Origin of the sequence: Rhodoblastus sp. (assembly GCF_041915505.1) — a bacterium.
GTDB lineage: Bacteria > Pseudomonadota > Alphaproteobacteria > Rhizobiales > Beijerinckiaceae > Rhodoblastus.
Window position 1 is genome coordinate 17,548 of sequence record NZ_JAYSBG010000001.1, and the last position, 18,609, is coordinate 36,156.

Below are 18,609 nucleotides of genomic sequence, written 5' to 3' on the forward strand. Positions count from 1 at the left end.
AAATTCTCTTGCGGCGCCGGCGGCGGCGGGCGCTCAACGCTTCGGCGGCGGATCGTTCCGGTCGTGAAGCAACAGCACGCCTTGCCCCTTGTCGGTCGACAGCAGGACGATCCCCGCGGCTTCCAGCGCCCTGCGAACGAGATCGCGCGTAGACTCGTACACCTCCAGATCGTTCTCGGATTCGAGACGCTTGAGGGCGGTCAGTGATGTGCGGGCCTGGTCAGCGAGCGTCTCCTGTGTCCATCCCAGCAACGCGCGTGCGGCCCGTGATTGTCGGGCGGTGATCATGAACGATCACCTCCCATCGGCCACTAAGCCCCTGCCAGAACTACGGCTATTTTAGTCGTTCTTGGCGCCGCGGGATGGCCGGACGACGGGGCGCTCGTCCGCTCTGGTCTTCGGCGGCGTCGCCGATTCGGGCGCGGGCAAGACAAAGGCCCCGGCCTGTCCGGCCGGGGCCTTGCTCGGTGGGTCAGTCCGCCCGGCGGGTCGGGCGGGACCAGATCAGCGAGTAGCCGTCGCTGTCCTCGTCGTCGAAGAGGTTGGCGTAGATGGGGGCGTTGAAGCTCGGATCGTCGAGCTTGAGGCCCAGGTAGTCGCGGCCCTCGTTGGAGCGCTTGGACCAGGCTGCGCCGATCTCGACGCGGCCGACCAGAACCCGGTGGCTGGGGGCGTTTTCGCCGGTGGCGCGCTGGTCGGGGACGATGCGCACGCCCTTGGCCTGGACGCTGAGGGTGACGATTTCGCCGGTGAACTCGTTCGAGCCGGTCTTCTTGAAGGTGCCGATGGTCGCCATTGTAAGTCTCCATTTCCGTTTTCGAGCCCGCACCATTGCGGCCTCGATGGCGATCGACAGGCCGGAGGCGACCGACGGCGCACCCCGCAGGGGCCTGACAGCTAAGGAGGACTTTCTTGTTTCGCGAGGAATGGCGGCGCAGCCGGCAGGGGAAGAAAGTTTGACGCGGCTGTTGCGCCATAGGCGGTCGAGGCGCAGCCGACTTTCGGCCAGATCAAGCCATTTGAAGAGGCCGTTTGGAGCGGTCTGAAGACGGGAGAAACGGAGACGATGGCGGCCCTTCTGCGACCGGCAGGCAGACGCGATCGGTTCTCACCGGCTTCGTCACTCCTCTCTCGGACAGGACAGCTTGCGCTTCTCTCGGACAGGACAGCTTGCGCTATTTCGTCCCCCCGCGCCGTCGACGAAAACGCCCCCAGCGTCGTGCTGACCAGCCTCACGCTGAACGGCGTTATGGCTCGACGCTCCGATGAGGACAGCCGCGCTCCTGGCCTCTGCTTGATCCGGGTATCACCGCCGTCTCCATCCCAACGGAATGACGACAAGGGGGATCGGCATTGCGGTTCTGGTCCCGCCCCAACCGCCGGGATGGTGATGATGCTAGGCCCGAGCAAGGCTCTGGCTGGATGGGCTGGTGGCCGCCATGCCCGCGACCCGCATGAACGCGGTGACGCCGACTGCAACCGCGCCGATGACGGAGAAGACGACCTGCCAGGTCTCTGACGGCATGGTGTGCTTCACGATGCCATGCGTGGCGTGATAGCCGGCGATGACGGCGGGCGCGACGAAGACGAGCGCAATCAGAAGCTTCGCCCAAAGCGGGCGCACGACCATGAGCAGGAGCTGCCCGATACCGAGGGTCAGTCCTGCGCCGATGACGCCGATCACGATCGCCCCGAGCCAGCCCGCGCCGGTGTGATAGGCCCAGGCGCCGACCGTGACGCCGGCGAAGAAGGGCAGCGCGAAAACGGCGAGCGTGAACAGAAGCCAGCAGAAGAAGCCGATGGCCGCGATGGAAAGGACGATGCCGAGAAAGATCATGGTGGTTCCTCCGAAAGAACGATTCTGACGGTCGCGCCTTCCACCACCACCACGGCGCGTCGGGGATCATAGCAAAACATCGACGCCCGTGGGAGCCGAAACCGATGAGGTTTCAGTCCCGCAGGCGAGGATCTTCGCCCCGTCATGGAACGAAGGGGTCTATCTCGCGGACGATCTGCGAGAGGTCGCCGTCATATTCGCTGGAGGGCGTGACAGAGAGCGTGCCGTCGCCGGCGCGGAAGATGACGATGACGGCCATCAGGGTGGTGGCGAGGCTGAAGGCGAAGGCGTGTGCGGTTTCGAGGGACATCGACCCGGCTCCTGTTTCGAGCGGAGGTCCATCCCCCGCTGACAGGCGCCCGATGTGTTCGGCCGAGGGCCGCAATCACCGCGAGAGGCGCAAGCCGGGAGCGGCGGCACGCGCATGCGTAGTCCGACCCTTTACGGGTTGATGGCGTCAGGTCCTCGGGCCGGACCAAGGATCAGCGCATTTGAAGCGGGGGGAGATCCGCGGCAGGGGCCGGGGCGCAAGCCGTTCGAGGTTCGCTCCGCCTGGGGCGTCGCCCTCGCTCAGATGACCGTGGCCCAGGGGTCGATGACCTCAAGGCCGGCGGCATGAAACGCGCTGGGGTCTCGGGTCGCGACGGCAAAGCCCTTGGAGGCGGCGATGGCCGCGATGTAGCCGTCAGGTGTCGGGAATCCCTTCCCCGATGCGCGAGCGGAAGCGCCGAGATCGGCATAGTGCCGGGCGGCATCGAGATCGAAGGGCAGGATGCGCCCCTCGAACAGGCCGATCCAGACATCGAGAGCCTCCGCGAGCCCCTGCTTGCGCTTGCCGTCGGGCATGGTGCGGATGCCGAACATGGCTTCCGCGATCGTGACGCTCGAAAGATAGAGCGTCTCGGCGGCCTGCTCGTCGAGCCAGCGTTGGACCATTTGGCTCGGAGCCGGCTTCATCGTCTCCGACACGACATTGGTGTCGAGCAGGATCATTCGAAGCTCATGGGCTCGGCGGGCGTGCGATCGAAGGTCCGTTCGAGCGCCTCGACGTCCTCATTGGTGAGGCCGATGCGGCGGCTGGCCTCGGCGAGCGCCGTGCCAAGCCGCAGCCGGGTTGCGGGCCGAACAGCCGTTTCGAGAATGTCGCGCATCTCGGCCTCGGCGCTACGGCCGTGCTGCGCCGCCCGGACCTTCAGGGCGCGGTGCGTCTCCTCGGACAGGTTGCGAATGGTGACGGCAGGCATGATAGCGCCTCCTGGGAAACTGATAGTGTTGATAGCAGTATAGTGAAATTGCCATCATTTTCAAGATGGCGGGGTATGGGCGGCGCTCACGCGCCGCCCGATCCGAACCGATAGACCGGGATGCCGAGCTTGCGGGCCTTGTCGGCCAGGTTGTCCTGGATGCCGGTGCCGGGGAAGACGAGGACGCCGATCGGCATGATCGCCAGCATGGCGTCGTTGCGCTTGAACGGCGCGGCCTTGGCGTGCTTCGTCCAGTCGGGCTTGAAGGCGATCTGCGGCACCTTGCGGGTTTCCGCCCAGCGCGCGGCGATCTTTTCGGCGCCCTTGGGGGAGCCGCCGTGCATCAGCACCATGTCGGGGTGCTTGGCGTGAACCTGGTCGAGCTTGGCCCAGATCAGCTTGTGGTCGGCGGTGTCGCCGCCGGAGAAGGCGATCTTCGGCCCTGCGGGCACGAGCACCGCGGCTTCGCTGCGGCGCTTGGCGGCGATGAAGTCGCGGCTGTCGATCATCGCGGCGGTGAGGTGGCGGTGGCTGACGCGCGATCCCGTGCGCTGGGACCAGGGTGAGCCGGTGGCGTGAAGGTAGTGGTCGGCGGCGCTGTCGCGGAAGACTTCCAGGCTGTCGCGCCGTTCGATCAGCGATCGCCCATGCTCGATCAGGCGTTCGAGCTGGACGGATTTGACCTCGGAGCCATCCTGTTCACGCTGGAGGCGCTTTTGCTCCTGCTCGTTGTCGTCCAGCTTGCGGTCGGCCCGCTCGACGGCGCGATGGAACATATTGACGGTGGACCAGAGGAGATCGTCGAGGTCGGGATCGAGGCTGGTGTCGGCCACGGTGGAGATCAGGGCGTCGAAGATGTCGGCGACGGCGCTTTCGATGATGCGGTCTTCCGGCACGGGGCGAGGATCGGCTTCGTCTTCGGAGGGGCGGTAGCCGTAGAGCTGAAGCTCCTGCACGACATGGTCGGTCGGCGATGCGCTGTGTTCGGGTTCGTAGTCGTCATGTTCGCTCATGGGATGCTCCGTCGGTTGGACCGCGACCGTCGCGGCCTTCATGGCGACGAAGCCCACGGGCGGGGCGGGTCGGCAGGCCGAGCGAAGCGAGGGCCTCGATGGCTAAGGCCGGCTATTTTGTCTCGCGATGGAAAGCGGCCCGAAGGGACGCGCCGGAAAATAGTCGGCCGCCGCCATTGCCGGCCCGGCCCGGTTGTGGGCCGATCGCCCTCTCGAAGGCCGAGGTGCGGTCCTCTTCCGAGGGCTGAACGCATCCGAGCGGGCGCGATGACGGCGACCCCGGCGCACCTTGCCGGCGACTATGCCGTCAGGACCGTGAAGCGGGCGACGTCCTGCGGCGCGAGCTGCACCCGCAGATTGGCGCGGATCGCATCAAGGCCAAGGCGCCGGAGATCCTCGTTGAAGTCCTCCAGCATCGGCGAGAGCACGATGGCCTCGATCCCCTCCGCGTTCGCCCGTTCGACAAGGCTGTTGCGTGCGCCGTCGCCCGCCGGGTCGTTGTCGCGGACGATATAGAGTCGGCGCAGCGTCTCGGGGAACAGGATGGCGGCGAGATGGGCGGCGGAGAGCGCCGCCGCCATCGCCATGTGCGGTATCGCCTGACGCGCCGACAGGACGCTTTCGATACCTTCGCCCGCCGCCATCACCTCGCCGGCGATCCCGAAGCGGACGGCGTGACCCAGCAGGTCGCCCATCGCCTTGCGCTGCGTTTCGATCGGCGCCTTGTCGGAGCCGTCAGGGGCGAGCCAGGTCCGATGCGCGCCGGTGATCGCGCCCTTCAGATCGGTGACGGCGGCGATCATCGCCGGCCAGGTCTCGGTCGGGCCATGATCGTCGGGCCGGTAATAGCAGCGGGGATGGAAGCGGAGGTTTCCGGTTCCGTGCAAAGCCGTAATGCCGCGATTGCGGAGATACGCTTCTACGAGCGTGCCGCCGATCGGCTGCGACATGGCGAACAACCGCCTTGCCGCCTCGGCCGATCCCGACGGGGCTGGCGTGCTCGGTCGCTTCTTCGTCGCCGGCGGAGGTTCGGGACGCGGCAGGCTGAGAAAGCTGCGGGCTTCCCGGGCGACATCGGCGAAGTCGACGAGGCCGCAGCTCTCCCGGATCACGTCGAGCAGATCGCCATGCTCGCCGGTGGCGGCGTCGGTCCATTTGCCCGCTGCTCCCTTCGCCGTCTCCTTGAGCCGCACGAACATCGAGCGGCCGGGCGTGTTGCGCACGTCGCCGACCTGCCAGTAATTGCCCTGGCGACGGCCGGCGTCGAGATAATGGCGGCATACCGCCTCGGCCTCCCGGCCGAGACGGGTCGCCAGATCGGAGGCGTCGAGACGAGTCATCACGCCGCCTCGCGTTCGCCGATGCGCTGGACCGGATAGCGGCCCAGCACACGCTCCAGCACGCCCACGCCGCCGGCGTCCGTCGGCACGAACATCCTGAGCTTCCACGAAATGATCTCGTGGAAGAGGCCGTAGGCGGTGAGCCGTTCGCGCATCGTGTCGGTGAAGCCCGACAGCTCGATGCGCTCGGCGCCCATGACGCGGACGCGGCGAAGCTGAAGCCCTTCGGCGAGGTCGAGGATGGTGCGGCCATCCATCAGCGCCGTGAAGGCGTCGGCGGGCGCGAGCGTGGCCGTGTCGGTCGCGGTGGCGTTGGCCGCCCAGGCGGGAGAGACTTTGCGGCCGACGATCCTTTCACCCTCGTCGGTCTGGAGCCGATAGACGCGGGTCGACTCGTCCGGCAGCCGCTTCCAGATCGGCAGCAGCAGGCCCGTGACGATATGGATGGTGCTGTCGGAGAACTCCGGCACCGCGGCGACCTCGGCGGCCCAGGCGGCGGCGAAGGCGTCGCGGTCGGCCTCGGTCCAATGGGTTTCGCCCATCATCTTCACCGGGACGGTGTGCGATTCCATCGGCCGGACCAGCCGGACACGGCGTTCGATCTCGCCGTCGTCCAGCATGATGGAGGGAGCCTGGATCTGGACGGCGGCGCGGCCCGACCGCTCGTTGGCCAAGAGCCTGGCGCCGGGTTCGCCGAGATAGGCGAGCGCGTCGTCCAGCATCACCGGGCGGTTGCGGGTCCGCTGGGCGATGGTGAGCAACCGGGTCTCGGCCCCCGTGCCCGGATGGGTGTAGATGGTCTGGCGGCCGGTGACGCTGAAGCCCTCGGCGGTCAGCGTCTCCAGCCCGACGTCGTAGATGCCGGCCGCGATGGCGCCCTCGATCTTGGCGGTGAGGAGCTGCTCGAAGGCGGTGAACAGGACGCCCTGAAGCTCGATGGTCAGGGCCAGCAGCCGGTTGAGGAAGGTGGTGATGGGCGGCAGCTCGTCCTTGACGCCGTTCGTGTCCATCAGCTTCAGGCCGGTCGACGCCTCGAAGCGGGCGAGCGAGCAGCCCTCGACCTTACCGCGGACGATCAGCAGATAGAGCTGGCGCAGCGCATCGCGGGCATAGGCGCTTTCCAGATTGTCCTCGGGGCGGAACAGGCCCTGGCCGCCGGTCTGGCGCTGGCCGCGGGTGATGGCGCCCAGCGTGTCGAGGCGCCGCGCGATCGTGGAGAGGAAGCGCTTCTCGGCCTTCACATCCGTGGCGATGGGCCGAAACAGCGGCGGCTGCGCCTGGTTGGTGCGGTGGGTGCGGCCAAGCCCCTGAATGGCGGCGTCGGCCTTCCAGCCGGGTTCGAGCAGATAGTGGACACGCAGGCGCGTGTTCCGCGCCGAAAGCTCGGCGTGATAGCTGCGGCCGGTGCCGCCGGCGTCCGAGAAGATCAGGATGCGCTTCTGGTCATCCATGAATCCTTGGGTCTCGGCGAGATTGGCGGCGGCGGCGCGGTTCTCGACGACGAGGCGGTCCTTCTTGCGGACGATGCGCCGCGAGCGGCCCGTCACCTCGGCCACCAGGTCCGTGCCGAAATGCTGGACGATCTGGTCGAGCGCGCCGGGAACCGGCGGCAGGCTGGCGAGCTGCGCGATCAGCTCGTCGCGGCGCGCCACGGCCTCGCGGCTTTCGACGGGCTGGCCGTCGCGATAGACCGGCCGCGACGACAGATTGCCCTCGCTGTCGGTGAACGGCTCGTAGAGCTGCACCGGGAAGGAATGGGCGAGGTAATCGAGAACATATTCCCTCGGCGTGATGTCGACGCGAACGTCGTTCCATTCCTCGGTCGGCAGGTCGGCCAGCCGGCGTTCCATCAGCGCCTCGCCGGTCGAGACGATCTGGATGACAGCGGCATGGCCGGCTTCCAGATCGGCGGTGATCGAGCGGATCAGCGTCGGGGTTTTCATCGACGTCAAAAGGTGGCCGAAGAAGCGCTGCTTGGCGCTCTCGAAGGCCGAGCGGGCGGCGGACTTGGCTTGCCGGTTCAGCGTGCCGGAAGCGCCGGTGATGTTGGCCGCCTCCATCGCCGCATCCAGATGGTTGTGGATGATGGCGAAGGCCCCGGCATAGGCGTCGTAGATGCGGGTCTGTTCGGGCGTCAGCGCGTGCTCGACCAGCTCATATTCCACCCCGTCGAAGGACAATGACCGGGCGGTGTAGAGGCCGAGCGCGCGCAGGTCGCGGGCCAGAACCTCCATCGCCGCGACGCCGCCGGCCTCGATCGCCTCGACGAACTCGGCCCGGGTCGAGAACGGAAAGTCCTCGCCGCCCCACAGTCCGAGCCGCTGGGCGTAGGCGAGATTGTGGACCGTGGTGGCGCCGGTCGCCGAGACATAGACGACGCGGGCGTTCGGCAAGGCGTGCTGGAGACGCAGGCCGGCGCGACCCTGTTGCGAGGCGGCGACGTCGCCCCGTTCTCCTTTGCCGCCGCCGGCGTTCTGCATCGCGTGCGCCTCGTCGAAAATGAGGACTCCATCGAAGTCGGAGCCCAACCATTCGACGATCTGCCGGACGCGCGAAACCTTCTCGCCCCGGTCGTCGGAGCGTAGCGTGGCATAGGTCGTAAACAGGACGCCTTCGGGCAGCGTGACCGGCCGCCCTTGCGGGAAGCGCGACAGCGGCGTGACCAGCAGGCGCTCCATGCCGAGCGCCGACCAGTCGCGCTGGGCGTCCTCGATCAGCTTGTCGGACTTGCTGATCCACACCGCCTTGCGGCGACCCTGGAGCCAGTTGTCGAGAATGATCGCGGCGGACTGGCGGCCTTTGCCGACGCCGGTGCCGTCGCCGATCATGAAGCCGCGCCGGAAGCGCACGGCGTTCGCGGCGTCCTCGCGCGCGGCGGTGACGACATCGAAGGTGGCGTCCACCGTCCACGATCCGGCGAGATGATCGGCGTGCGCCTCGCCGGCATAGATGACGGTCTCGAGCTGGGCGTCGGACAGGAGGTCGTGGATGTTGACGGGAAGGCGCGGCCGATAGCTCGGCTTGGGCGGCGCGACCGAAGCCATCGCGGCCGACTGGACCAGCCGTGTCGGATGGGCCTGAGCGTCCACGATACGGATCGCCTGCAATCCGTATTCTTCATAGATGCCATCGGACAGGCGCCCGCCTTCGCCGGCCAGCCCGTCCAGGGTCTCATAGGCGAGCGGCAGGCCCTCCGGTTCGGCCATCGGCGCGGTCGCCGGGACGGCCTTGGCGGCGCGATTGATATAGCCGCGCACACTGCGAGGGGCGGAAGGCGCGACAGCCGGGACCGTGACGGAGGGATCGACGGCGAGCCGTTTCGGCAGGTGATCGTCGAGCCAGCCCAGCAGCGTGGCGGTGTCCGGGGCGACGCCGGGCGGGACCGGGAACATGGCCGGATCGTCGGCGGGCCGCTTGTCGATGACGGTCAGGCGCGTCGGGAACGTCGTGCCGTGCCTGGCATAGACCGAGCCGTCGATGGCGGCGGAGAAGACGATGCGCCCGCGCTCCTGCAAGCGGATGAAGGCGTCCCGCCACATGGGATTGTCGGGCGCGAAGCTGGCGCCGGTGATCGTCACGAGGCGGCCGCCGGGAGCGAGACGCGCCAGCGCCGAGGCGATGTGGCGCCAGGCGGTGTCCGCCACGCGGCCCTCGACATTGGCCATCGCGGAGAAGGGCGGATTCATCAGCACGACGCTGGGCGTGACGGCGGGATCGAGATGATCGTCGATCTGCGCCGCGTCGAAGCGGGTGACGGAAATAGCGGGAAATAGAAGCGACAGCAGGTTGGCGCGGGTGTCGGCCAGCTCGTTGAGGACGAGCGAGCCGCTGGCGATCTCGGCGAGGATCGCCAAAAGGCCGGTGCCCGCCGACGGTTCCAGCACACGGTCGGCCGGGGTGATGGCGGCGGCGTGGGCCGCGACCAGGCCGAGCGGGACCGGCGTCGAGAATTGCTGGAAGGTCTGGCTCTCCGCCGACCGCCGCGTATGCGTCGGCAAGAGGCTGGCGATTTTCGACAGCGCGGAAAGTCGGGAAGCCGGCGACCCGGCTTTGCGGAAAAGCGCACGTCCGTATTTGCGGAGAAACAGGACGGTCGCGGCCTCGCAGGCGTCATAGGCCGTCTTCCAGTCCCAGGCGCCAGCGGCGTCGGACGCGCCGAAGGCGGTCTCCATCGCCGCGCGCAGGGTCGCGGCGTCGACGCGCTCGCCGCGTTCGAGACGGGGCAGGAGCAGGCCGGCGGCCGAGAAGATGGCGGCGGAGGGTTCGGGACTGGGGCCGAGCGGAAGCGGCGCGGCGGCGGACGCCGCCGCGGATGCGGAAGTCATGGTCATGGTGGGAACCTCGAAGAGAGCGGGAATGGGCGAGCCCGCGCGGCGCTCTCTCTCGACCGCATCGGCTCAAACCCGTCCCGGCCGCCCTCTCACTCTCAAGACGCCGACATGGAAAAAGCGCCCGACCGTGAGGCGGGGCGCTTTTCGAGGATCAGGTCCAGAGCCCGTCCGCGATCTCGCCGGCGACGAGCGTGCGGGCCTTGCGGATCAGGTCATCGCCGCAGGTGTCGACGTGGCCGAAGAACCTGGCGCGGGCGCCGTTCGCGGTCCAATCGGCATAGGTGCAATATTCCCGCACATCGGATCGGAACGCCCGCATGTCGCTGGCCCAATGGGGCTTGGGCTCGATGACGACGGTGACGCCGCCTCTGGTCTCCGGCCAGGGCAGGGATCGTTCCTGCGGCGGATGCTGGCGATCCGCCGCGAAGATGGCGTCGATGTCGATCATGGCGCCTCTCCCGTCTCGGGCCGCACAAAGCCTTCGGGATCGTCGGGATCGGGCGGCAGATAGGCGTCGTAGGGATTGCCGTCGGCGAGATGGCCGAAGGGCGTGAAGACGTAATCGCCATTGTCCCGCCCCACGGCGCAGATGACGTAGCGCGGGGCGCCCGTCACGGCGTCGAGGCACTCCATGAGGGCGAGGGCGCCGTCGCCCGCCGCGCGCAGCAGGGTCTGGAAATTGCTCCGGGCGTGAGAGGGGATGCTCATAGCGGTCCCCCTTCGCCGGCGATGGTCTCGGCGAGCCAGCCATCGGTGTAGATCCAGTCCACGGTCTCGCCGGTGGCGAGGTCGAGAACGTGCGCGCCGCCCCTGAAGGCGTTGACGCGCGGGCGCGAGCAGGTGTCGGCGTATTGGAAGCCCCAGCGCCCGGTGAGGCCGAATTCTGCGGCGCAGAGCTTCACGAACTGGATCAGGCGTTCGGGATCGCCGGTCTCCTCGTCGTGCATCCAGAGCTGGGCGCCGCCGTGCTCGGGCTCGATTGAAAGAAGGAAGCCCTCGGACGGCGGCTCCTCCGATGCGCCTTCCTCAGAGAGTTTGTTGTAGAGATCGAGCGCGCGGGCGGCGTTCTCGGGTGTGCCGACATTGAGTAGGCACGAGAAATGGGTGAAGTAGTTCGCCATGTCAGGCTCCTGAAACGAAAAAGCCCGGCGTGAGGCCGGGCTTGTGGTGGGGATGAAGGGGAAATGGGGTCAGTAGCCGAACTGCCAGGACGGCCACGGCTGGCCGTCATCGGCTGCGGCAGCAGCGTCCGTCAGGTAAGCCGCATCACCTTCGACGAAGCTCGGATCGCGCACCGGTGTTTCGTCAATCACGACGACGCGGCTGACCAAGCCGTCTTCGACCTCGACGTGAACGGGCACGAGATATTGGAAGACGACGCGGCGAGAAGTGGGCGCGTTCTCTTCGATCATGGAATGTCTCCTTGAAAAATGGGGGAGCGACTTGCGCCGCTCCCCACCTGTGCTCGTTATTCGGCCGCGATCGCCGCCAGCTCGTCGTCCTCGTCTTCGAGCGGAGTTTCCTCGTCGCCATCCTCAGTGAGGAAATCCGGCAGCGCCGCGTCGGCGGGCGTCTCCGCGGCCTGGCCGCCGTCGAGATCCGCCAGGCGCAGCGGTTCGGGCAGCCAGCTGGTGTCGGCCAGCAGGCGCTCGGCTTCCTTGGCCATGTCGCCCTTCTTCAGATGGTCGATGAGCTGGGCGGCCCGTTCGCCCGCGCCCTCCCGGACGGCTTCGAGGATGCGGGGCTTGGTGACGCGGCCGAGATAGTTGCCGACCGTCGGCTTCCAGCCCGCCGCCGCCATGTCGAGGCCGGTGGCGCGCGCCAGCCGGTCGGCCTGCGAGAGGCGGACATCCAGCCCATGCTGACTGACGCCCGATCCGTAAGGGTTCGGCCGCTCGAACAGCGCGTTCACGCCGAAGCTGACGCAATGGGCGAGCAGATCGAGGCGCGTGCCGGGGTCGAGACACGAGAGCCAGTCCCACAGCGCCTGGTCGTCTCCGGGGACATGATCGCCCCAGTGCTCGTGCCGCTCGGCGATCTCGCGCGCCGGCGCGCTGTCCTTCAGCTCCTCCGATTGCGCGGAGAAGAAGATATGACGGACGCTGGCCTCGAGGCAGCCGGTCGGTGCGGTGCGCCGGAAGGTGTCGCTGACCAGCTTGTGCAGCAGCATGGTCATGGCGACGTCGGGATGCACGGCGACCGCGTTGCGCAGCGCAAGCGTGCGATGCGCGGTCAGCTCGACGACGAGGCGCTCGGGCAGCGGCTTGACGCCATCGTCCTCGTCGTCTTCCGGCTCCGCGGCCTGGCCGCCGACGGTGACGACGGCGCGTTGAACGGCGGGCGCGGCCGAATGGCCGGCGCCGCCGTCCGTCTCCGGCGCATCGTCGCCTTCGGGCTCGGCCGGGCGTTCATCCTCGGGACGGACATAGCCGCGATCCACCGACAGCGAGCCGTCGGCGTCGAGGCTGACGAAGACGCCGGCGATGGCGATGTCGGCCGGATCGTAGATCGCCGGGCGCTGCTCGAAGGCGTCGAGCGCCTGCTCGATCTCGCCGAGACGCGCGTCGATCTCGTCCGGCAATTCGTCGGCTTCGGCATATTCGGCTTCGAGCCGGTCATACTCGTCGCGCAGCGCCTCGCGGGTCGCGCGTTCCTCCTCGGTCAGGTCGACCGTGGTCCCGACAAGCTCCCGAAGCCCGTGCTCATGGCCGTAGGGAAAGCTCAGGGCGGCCTCGACCCATTTCCAGCCTTCGTCCGCGATCTCGTCGGCGACGACCTTGAGCTTCTCGGCCACCAGGCGGTCGAGCAGGGCCGCGTCTTGCAGCCAGCCGCCATCGTCGGATTGGAACAGGTCGCGCAGCACGACGCCGCCGGCCGCTTCGTAGGCTTCGACGCCCACGAAGACAGCCCGTTTGTCGGACGCCCGCACCGTAGTCTCGGTCAGCATCCGGCGGATGTGATAGGGCTCCTTCTGCCAGCCGTCCTTGATCGTCGCCCAGACCTGTTCCTGGCGGGCATGGTCGGCGCTGACGGTGAAGGCCATGAGCTGTTCGAGCGTCATGCCGTCGTCGGCGTAGATCTCCAGCAAGGCCGGCGAGACGGAAGCCAGACGCAGGCGCTGCTTCACGACATTGACGCCGACGAAGAAGGCGGCGGCGATGGCCTCCTCGGTCATGCCCTTGTCGCGCATGGCCTGGAAGGCGCGGAACTGGTCGAGCGGGTGGAGCGGCGCGCGCTCCATGTTCTCGACCAGCGAGACCTCATCGACGAGGATGTCGCTGTTGGCGTCGCCGACGACGCAGGGCACGGGCGCGGTCTTGGCCAGGCGCTTCTTCTTCGCCAGCAATTCGAGCGCGCGATAGCGGCGGCCGCCGGCAGGCACCTCGAACATCCCGGTTTCGGCGCCATCGGCGTCGAGGACGGGACGGACATGCAGGCTCTGGATGAGGCCGCGCCGGGCGATGGACTCGGCCAGCTCCTCGATCGAGACGCCGGCCTTGACGCGCCGGACGTTGGCCTGGCTCAGCACCAGCTTGTTGAAGGGGATGTCGCGCGCCGACGACAGGGTGATCTTCTGAATGGCAGTCGCCATGTTCCTTACTCCGCGACGGGCGGCCGGGAGCCTCTCTCTCGACCTCCAACCCGTCACGAAGCGAAGCGCCGCCCTCTCACTCTCAAGAGGGCCGCGCCGAAGAGGCGGAAAGGCGTGAAGCCGGAAACCCGCGTCTCCGCCTTTCCGGTTTCAGGATCGTCACACCCCGCAGAGGCCCTCGCACTCGTTGGGCCAGAGATCGAGCTGGCCGCGATCGGCCTCGGTCGAAAGATCGACCTGGTTGAGCGGGACCGCGGAACGGTGGAGATAGACCTCACCACGAATCCCCCGGAACCCGGTGCGGATGGCGGCATCCACCAACACGGCGTCGGCCCAAGCCTCGGGATCGCGGTCGCGCATCCGCCGCCAATGATCGTCGGAATGGAACGGGCAACCGATGCAGGCGCTCTTGGGCGGCAGGGGGTAATCGTGCCGATCCAGCCAGCGCAGGCAGTCCTGGCGGGTCATGCCTTGCTCGACCAGTGGCCAGCGGTTGCGCTGCCATGGTTCGAATGACGGCTTCATGCGCAGCACCTCGTCGAGCGAGATCCCGATCCATTGCTCGGCGACGGGCGCCTTCGGCGAGCGCCGGCCGGCGATGCCGAGCAGCTCGCGGACCTTCCGGCGGATTGGCGCGATCTTGTAATCGCCGGTGCATTGACGGCGGATCATGCCGACCCCGACCCGTTCGGTCGGCACGATGCGGGAGCCGACGGCGACGAGATCGCCGTTCTCGTCCGCGTCATAGACGGGCAGTTCCGCGCCTGCCGGCGTCACGGTGCGGGTGAAGGCCGGGATCGAGGCCCACCGCTCGCCGCGCGCGCCGGCGAGAAGGTCGGCGCGCAGGTCTCCGGCCGAGACGACATGGACGGGGAACGGCAGGACGTTGGGCGATCGCAGCCAGGCGAGATGCTCATAGACCGCCTTCGGCTCCCAGCCGGTATCGGCGAAGATCGCGCAATCCGGCATGGGGCCGACTTCGCCGTGCGCGGCCATCAGGGCGAGCGTGGTGGACTGGACGCCGGCGCCCAGGCTGAGGACACGCAGGCGGATGGACGCCTGCTGTTCGGCGGACGGCGTCAGAGCGGGGAAAACGGGGGCGTTCATCACGCCGCCTCCCGTTCGTCGTCGGACAGGCCGACATCGGCGTCGGGCAGAAACCCGAGCAGCCAGTCGGCCGCCTTGCTCGCCTGGGAGGCGGCGCGGACGATGGCGCGATTGTCCTCGCGCAGCACTTCGAGCCAGGAGCCGATGTAGTCGGCATGGCGGACGGTGGGCGTGATGCCGAGCGAGGCACAGCAGAAGGCCGCGTTGATCTCGGCGACCAGCTCCTCGAAGGCGTATTTCTTCGAGCCGAAGGAGCCCGACAAATCGCGGTTCAGGCGCGAGGGGTGGCCCGTGGCGTGCCCCAGCTCGTGCAGGGCCGTCCGATGCCAATTGATCGGCTCGAAATACACCTGGGGTGTCGGGACTTGCACATAATCGGGCGCCGGGGCGTAGAAGGCGCGGTCGCCGCCGATGCGGAAGTCGATGCCCGTCGCCCGGATCAGGGCCTCGACCTTCGGCTCGATGAGGCCGGGCGGCGGCGGCGGCGCGACGATGGCGACGTCCTCCGGCAGGCCGTCGCATTGCGCCGCGTTGAACACCGTGAAGCGCTTGAGGAACGGGATCGCCGCGGCTTCCTCGCCGGTCTCGCGGGCGCGCCGCTTCTCGTCCTCCGGCGTGAAGCGGTCGGCATGGACGACGGTCGTGCCGTGTTCGCCCCGGCGGACATTGCCGCCCAGGGACAGGGCCTGGCGGAAGGTGAGCCAGCTCTGGCCGGGGAAGCCGTGCTGGATCACCGCGCCCCAGAGGATCAGCACATTGATCCCCGAATACTGCCGCCCGGTCGCGGCGTTCCTCGGCATGGCGAGGGGCGCCTTGACCGAGGCCGATCCCCAGGGCTGGACCCAGGGGAAGCGGCCTGCCTCCAGCTCGGCGATGATCTTGCCGGTGATGTCGTCGTAAAGGCTCGCCCGGTCGGGACCGGCGCGCCGATTGCGGTCATTCCTGAACATCGCGGTTCTCCGCGACGGGCGCCGGAGACCTCTTCTCCAGCCCTCAACCCGTCACGGAAACCCGGTCCGCACTCTCACTCTACAGGGGGCGTTGCGGGGCTCTCCCCGCAGAAGGGGGCGGCCGAGACCCTGGCTCGGCCGTGGGGGAAGCCTTTCCCCGTATCCGGTCTGTTCTCAATGGCTTCCTTGAAAACTGTCAGAAACTCGCGTATATTTCCGACAGGAGAAAGGCGATGACACGGCTGACCGAACAGATTCTGGCGCATGCGGCGGGGCTTGCCGAAGGCGCCCCCGTGTCCGCCAAGGGCCTGCTTCACCTCGGCAACCGGGCGGCCGTGGATCAGGCGTTGTCGCGCCTGGCCGAGCGCGGGCAGCTCATCCGCGCCGGTCGCGGCGTTTATCTGCGTCCCATCGCCAGCCGGTTCGGCGCGCGCACGCCGTCGGTCGAGCAGGCTGTCGAGGCGCTCGCCACCCAGAAGGGAGAGATCATCGTCTCGAACGGCGCCGCGGCGGCGAACGCCCTCGGCCTGACGACGCAGGTGCCTGTCCGCTCGGTCTATCTGACGTCCGGGCGCAGCCGGACGATGCACCTCGGCAAGCAGGTCGTGGAGTTGCGGCACGCGCCGCGCTGGCAATTGGCCCTGGCCAATCGGCCGGCAGGGGAGGCCGTGCGGGCGCTGGCCTGGCTCGGCCCGGAAAAGGCGGAGGCCGCGCTCACGACCTTGAAGCGGAAGATGCCGCCCGGCGTGTTCGGCGAGCTGGTCGCCGCCGCGCCTCAGCTTCCGACATGGCTCGCACAGAGCGTCGGAAAGGCGGCTTATGGCTGACGTCTTTCTCCAGCTCTCGGCCGGGGACCGGCGCGACGCGCTGGGCGTCGCGGCCGACCGCTCGGGCCGTCCTGCCCATCTTCTCGAAAAGGATGTGTGGGTGGTGTGGGCGCTGGCGACCCTCTATGCCGCGCCGCTCGGCGAGCATCTGGTGTTCAAGGGCGGCACGTCGCTGTCGAAAGCCTATCGGGTCATCCGCCGGTTTTCAGAGGATGTGGATCTGACCTACGACATTCGAGCGATCGCGCCCGATCTGGTCGGGGACGATGGCGAGGGGCTGCCGAAAACCCGAAGCGAGGAGAAGCGCTGGTCCAGCGAGGTCCGCCGGCGGTTGCCGGTCTGGGTCGCGGAGATTGTGCAGCCCGTGATCGCGAAGGCGCTGGCCGCCGAAGGTCTGGCGGCGGCTATCCGCGTCGAGGATGAGAAGCTCTTCATCGACTATGAGGCGACCGCGGCCGGGTCCGGCTATGTGGCTCCGAGCGTCATGCTGGAGTTCGGCGCGCGCTCGACGGGTGAACCGGCGAGCCTGCGCGACGTCGTCTGCGATGCGGCTGGCCTGATCGACGGGCTGATATTCCCGGCAGCGCGGCCGCGCGTCATGCACGCGGCGCGGACCTTCTGGGAGAAGGCGACCGCCATCCATGTCTTCTGCCTCCAGGAGCGGTTGCGCGGCGACCGTTTCGCACGACATTGGCACGATGTCGTCCGGCTGGACGAAGCTGGCTTCGCAGAAGCCGCGTTCGCCGATCGCGAATTGGCCAACGCGGTCGCTCGGCACAAGTCGATGTTCTTCGCGGAGAAGGCCGCCGACCGCACGCCGATCGACTACGCAGCGGCCGTCAACGGCGGTTTGCAGCTCGTGCCGGTCGGCGATGGCGCGAAGGCGTTGGAGGACGACTATGCCCGCATGGTCGATGATGGGCTGCTCTTCGACGACGCCGAACCCTTCGAGGTGCTCATGGCGCGATGCGCGGACATCGCCGCGCGGGCGAACAGCGCGGCCAAATAAGAACTAGGGCTTGCCTTGGGCGTATCCATTGCCGCCCTCGATAGCGCCGGCTGCTCTCATCAGGTCGCCGATGGAGCGCCCGCCGATCCGGCAGGTGGCCACCACACGATCGTAGGACTGGTGATTGGCGACGCACTCGGCGTCTCGGCCCATGGCGACCCTTTCCAGCGCGACCTTGGCGTCGGGACCGCCAGGGGAGTGGAGTTCGGGCGCGTAGAAATCCTCCAGTCGTATCTCCACCCAGTTCGCTGGCCCTTGGCCCACGGCCACGCACAGGGAGTCGCCGTCCCCGACATAGACCACGGGGCCGGAGAAGTGCGCGCCGCGATGGAGATACGACGGCATCGGGCCATGGTCAGGAATGGCCTTGCAGGGATCGGCCTTGGCCGCCGTCGCCATGGTCAGTGCTCCCAGCAACGCCAGGCCGATTGCGATCCGCATAGTCGTGTTCTCACTTCCGCTTCAGGCGCCAGGTCCGGTGACAATCGATGGCATTGATGATAGAGCTACGTCGTGAAATCGGCGGGATGCACGGACCGAGTCGGATTGTTTCCTGCATTCCTCGCTTGACGATAGTTCCCGAAAGTACGGTTTTTCGGGGTTTCCGGGAAAAGTCCAGCAATATCAAAAGCCAGCCGTTTTAGCGGGACGGCTGACGGTATATTGCGGCAAAAAATATTTTTAATGCCATGATTTCAAAGGGTTATCCCGCTCATTAATAATAGAGTGGGAATAGGCCGCTAGCCGCGCCCTCGGGCCGCGGACTACCAGCCCTTGCGCTTGTAGCTGGCCGGCGCCTTGCCGTGGGCGCCGGTGCTCAGCCATTGCGCCTCGCCGGCCTTGCGAACGTACTGCTCGGCCACCAGCCAGGCCTTGACCGGCCGCAAGGTGGCCAGGCACCCGCCCAGCAGGGCGGGGAAGACGGTGACGAACTGCGCCCAGACCGGCGGCTGCGCAGCGACCACCCACACCGCCCAGGCGGCGATGACCGCGATTCCCACACCTGTCATGACGAAGAAGGCGGGGCCATCCGCGGGTTCGGCGAAATCGAACGCCAGGTCGCACACCTCACACGCCTCAGCGATCTTCAGGAACCCCGAATACAGTCCGCCCTGGCCGCAGCGGGGGCACCGGCAGCGGAGGCCGGCGCTGAGCGAGGTCGGGCCTGTGGAGATGTCAGTCATGGGCGGCGGTCCTGGATTGTCTGGAGCTTAAATCCATGCAATGTGGATATATTGCATGGATTTCTCGCGAGCATCAAGCTTGGCTCCCCGACCTGACTCCTGGCTGTCCTCCGTCCGCCGAGGTGACGGGCCCCTCTACAAGTCCATACTCAGGGCGCTGGAAGACGCGATCCGG

Annotated in this window: 20 protein-coding genes; 2 read left to right on the top strand and 18 right to left on the bottom strand. The window is 67.8% G+C overall.

The window, feature by feature from the left end:
- Positions 1 to 33: 33 nt before the first annotated feature.
- The 16 genes from ACE3S9_RS00115 to ACE3S9_RS00190 all read right to left on the bottom strand — a co-directional run bounded on the left by ACE3S9_RS00115 (position 34) and on the right by ACE3S9_RS00190 (position 15,414).
- Entirely contained in the window at positions 34 to 288 is a 255-nt protein-coding gene (locus ACE3S9_RS00115; protein ID WP_374544390.1) for a hypothetical protein, read from the bottom strand.
- Between the two features lie 184 nt (positions 289 to 472).
- Positions 473 to 796 (bottom strand): DUF736 domain-containing protein, encoded by a 324-nt coding sequence (locus ACE3S9_RS00120; RefSeq protein ID WP_374544391.1) that lies wholly within the window; start codon positions 794 to 796, stop codon positions 473 to 475.
- A 600-nt stretch (positions 797 to 1,396) separates the two neighbouring features.
- Entirely contained in the window at positions 1,397 to 1,837 is a 441-nt protein-coding gene (locus ACE3S9_RS00125; protein ID WP_374544392.1) for a hypothetical protein, read from the bottom strand.
- Positions 1,838 to 1,979: 142 nt separating this feature from the next.
- Positions 1,980 to 2,147: a hypothetical protein gene (locus ACE3S9_RS00130; RefSeq protein ID WP_374544393.1), complete on the bottom strand. Its 168-nt coding sequence runs from the start codon at positions 2,145 to 2,147 to the stop codon at positions 1,980 to 1,982.
- A 260-nt stretch (positions 2,148 to 2,407) separates the two neighbouring features.
- Positions 2,408 to 2,830 carry a type II toxin-antitoxin system VapC family toxin gene (locus ACE3S9_RS00135; RefSeq protein ID WP_374544394.1) on the bottom strand — a complete coding sequence of 141 codons (423 nt, stop codon included), beginning with the start codon at positions 2,828 to 2,830 and terminating at the stop codon, positions 2,408 to 2,410.
- The gene (locus ACE3S9_RS00140; protein WP_374544395.1) at positions 2,827 to 3,081 is read right to left on the bottom strand and encodes a plasmid stabilization protein; all 255 of its coding nucleotides are present in this window, start codon (positions 3,079 to 3,081) and stop codon (positions 2,827 to 2,829) included. The genes ACE3S9_RS00135 and ACE3S9_RS00140 overlap by 4 nt, the downstream gene beginning before the upstream one ends.
- 86 nt (positions 3,082 to 3,167) lie before the next feature.
- The gene (locus ACE3S9_RS00145) at positions 3,168 to 4,094 is read right to left on the bottom strand and encodes a DUF2493 domain-containing protein (protein ID WP_374544409.1); all 927 of its coding nucleotides are present in this window, start codon (positions 4,092 to 4,094) and stop codon (positions 3,168 to 3,170) included.
- A gap of 299 nt (positions 4,095 to 4,393) precedes the next feature.
- Positions 4,394 to 5,434 (bottom strand): toprim domain-containing protein, encoded by a 1,041-nt coding sequence (locus ACE3S9_RS00150; RefSeq protein ID WP_374544396.1) that lies wholly within the window; start codon positions 5,432 to 5,434, stop codon positions 4,394 to 4,396.
- Positions 5,434 to 9,765 carry a strawberry notch-like NTP hydrolase domain-containing protein gene (locus ACE3S9_RS00155; RefSeq protein WP_374544397.1) on the bottom strand — a complete coding sequence of 1,444 codons (4,332 nt, stop codon included), beginning with the start codon at positions 9,763 to 9,765 and terminating at the stop codon, positions 5,434 to 5,436. The genes ACE3S9_RS00150 and ACE3S9_RS00155 overlap by 1 nt, the downstream gene beginning before the upstream one ends.
- Positions 9,766 to 9,916: 151 nt before the next feature.
- Positions 9,917 to 10,213 (bottom strand): hypothetical protein, encoded by a 297-nt coding sequence (locus ACE3S9_RS00160; RefSeq protein ID WP_374544399.1) that lies wholly within the window; start codon positions 10,211 to 10,213, stop codon positions 9,917 to 9,919.
- Positions 10,210 to 10,473, bottom strand: coding sequence for a DUF6117 family protein (locus tag ACE3S9_RS00165; RefSeq protein WP_374544400.1), 264 nt, complete (start codon positions 10,471 to 10,473; stop codon positions 10,210 to 10,212). Before ACE3S9_RS00165 ends, ACE3S9_RS00160 begins: the two co-directional genes overlap by 4 nt.
- On the bottom strand, positions 10,470 to 10,886 hold the full coding sequence (locus tag ACE3S9_RS00170) for a hypothetical protein (RefSeq protein WP_374544401.1): 417 nt from the start codon (positions 10,884 to 10,886) through the stop codon (positions 10,470 to 10,472). Before ACE3S9_RS00170 ends, ACE3S9_RS00165 begins: the two co-directional genes overlap by 4 nt.
- A gap of 69 nt (positions 10,887 to 10,955) precedes the next feature.
- Positions 10,956 to 11,177 (bottom strand): hypothetical protein, encoded by a 222-nt coding sequence (locus tag ACE3S9_RS00175; protein ID WP_374544402.1) that lies wholly within the window; start codon positions 11,175 to 11,177, stop codon positions 10,956 to 10,958.
- Between the two features lie 56 nt (positions 11,178 to 11,233).
- Positions 11,234 to 13,357 (bottom strand): ParB/RepB/Spo0J family partition protein, encoded by a 2,124-nt coding sequence (locus ACE3S9_RS00180; RefSeq protein ID WP_374544403.1) that lies wholly within the window; start codon positions 13,355 to 13,357, stop codon positions 11,234 to 11,236.
- A gap of 159 nt (positions 13,358 to 13,516) precedes the next feature.
- On the bottom strand, positions 13,517 to 14,464 hold the full coding sequence (locus ACE3S9_RS00185) for a hypothetical protein (RefSeq protein ID WP_374544404.1): 948 nt from the start codon (positions 14,462 to 14,464) through the stop codon (positions 13,517 to 13,519).
- Positions 14,464 to 15,414 (bottom strand): ArdC family protein, encoded by a 951-nt coding sequence (locus tag ACE3S9_RS00190; protein WP_374544405.1) that lies wholly within the window; start codon positions 15,412 to 15,414, stop codon positions 14,464 to 14,466. Before ACE3S9_RS00190 ends, ACE3S9_RS00185 begins: the two co-directional genes overlap by 1 nt.
- Positions 15,415 to 15,647: 233 nt before the next feature.
- Here ACE3S9_RS00190 and ACE3S9_RS00195 point away from each other — a divergent pair, with 233 nt between their 5' ends.
- Positions 15,648 to 16,241: a DUF6088 family protein gene (locus ACE3S9_RS00195; protein WP_374544410.1), complete on the top strand. Its 594-nt coding sequence runs from the start codon at positions 15,648 to 15,650 to the stop codon at positions 16,239 to 16,241.
- Entirely contained in the window at positions 16,234 to 17,250 is a 1,017-nt protein-coding gene (locus tag ACE3S9_RS00200; protein WP_374544406.1) for a nucleotidyl transferase AbiEii/AbiGii toxin family protein, read from the top strand. Before ACE3S9_RS00195 ends, ACE3S9_RS00200 begins: the two co-directional genes overlap by 8 nt.
- A gap of 3 nt (positions 17,251 to 17,253) precedes the next feature.
- Here ACE3S9_RS00200 and ACE3S9_RS00205 read toward each other — a convergent pair whose 3' ends face one another.
- Both ACE3S9_RS00205 and ACE3S9_RS00210 read right to left on the bottom strand, forming a co-directional pair.
- The gene (locus tag ACE3S9_RS00205) at positions 17,254 to 17,691 is read right to left on the bottom strand and encodes a thermonuclease family protein (RefSeq protein ID WP_374544407.1); all 438 of its coding nucleotides are present in this window, start codon (positions 17,689 to 17,691) and stop codon (positions 17,254 to 17,256) included.
- 323 nt (positions 17,692 to 18,014) lie between these two features.
- Positions 18,015 to 18,434 (bottom strand): DUF983 domain-containing protein, encoded by a 420-nt coding sequence (locus tag ACE3S9_RS00210; RefSeq protein WP_374544408.1) that lies wholly within the window; start codon positions 18,432 to 18,434, stop codon positions 18,015 to 18,017.
- Positions 18,435 to 18,609 lie beyond the last annotated feature (175 nt).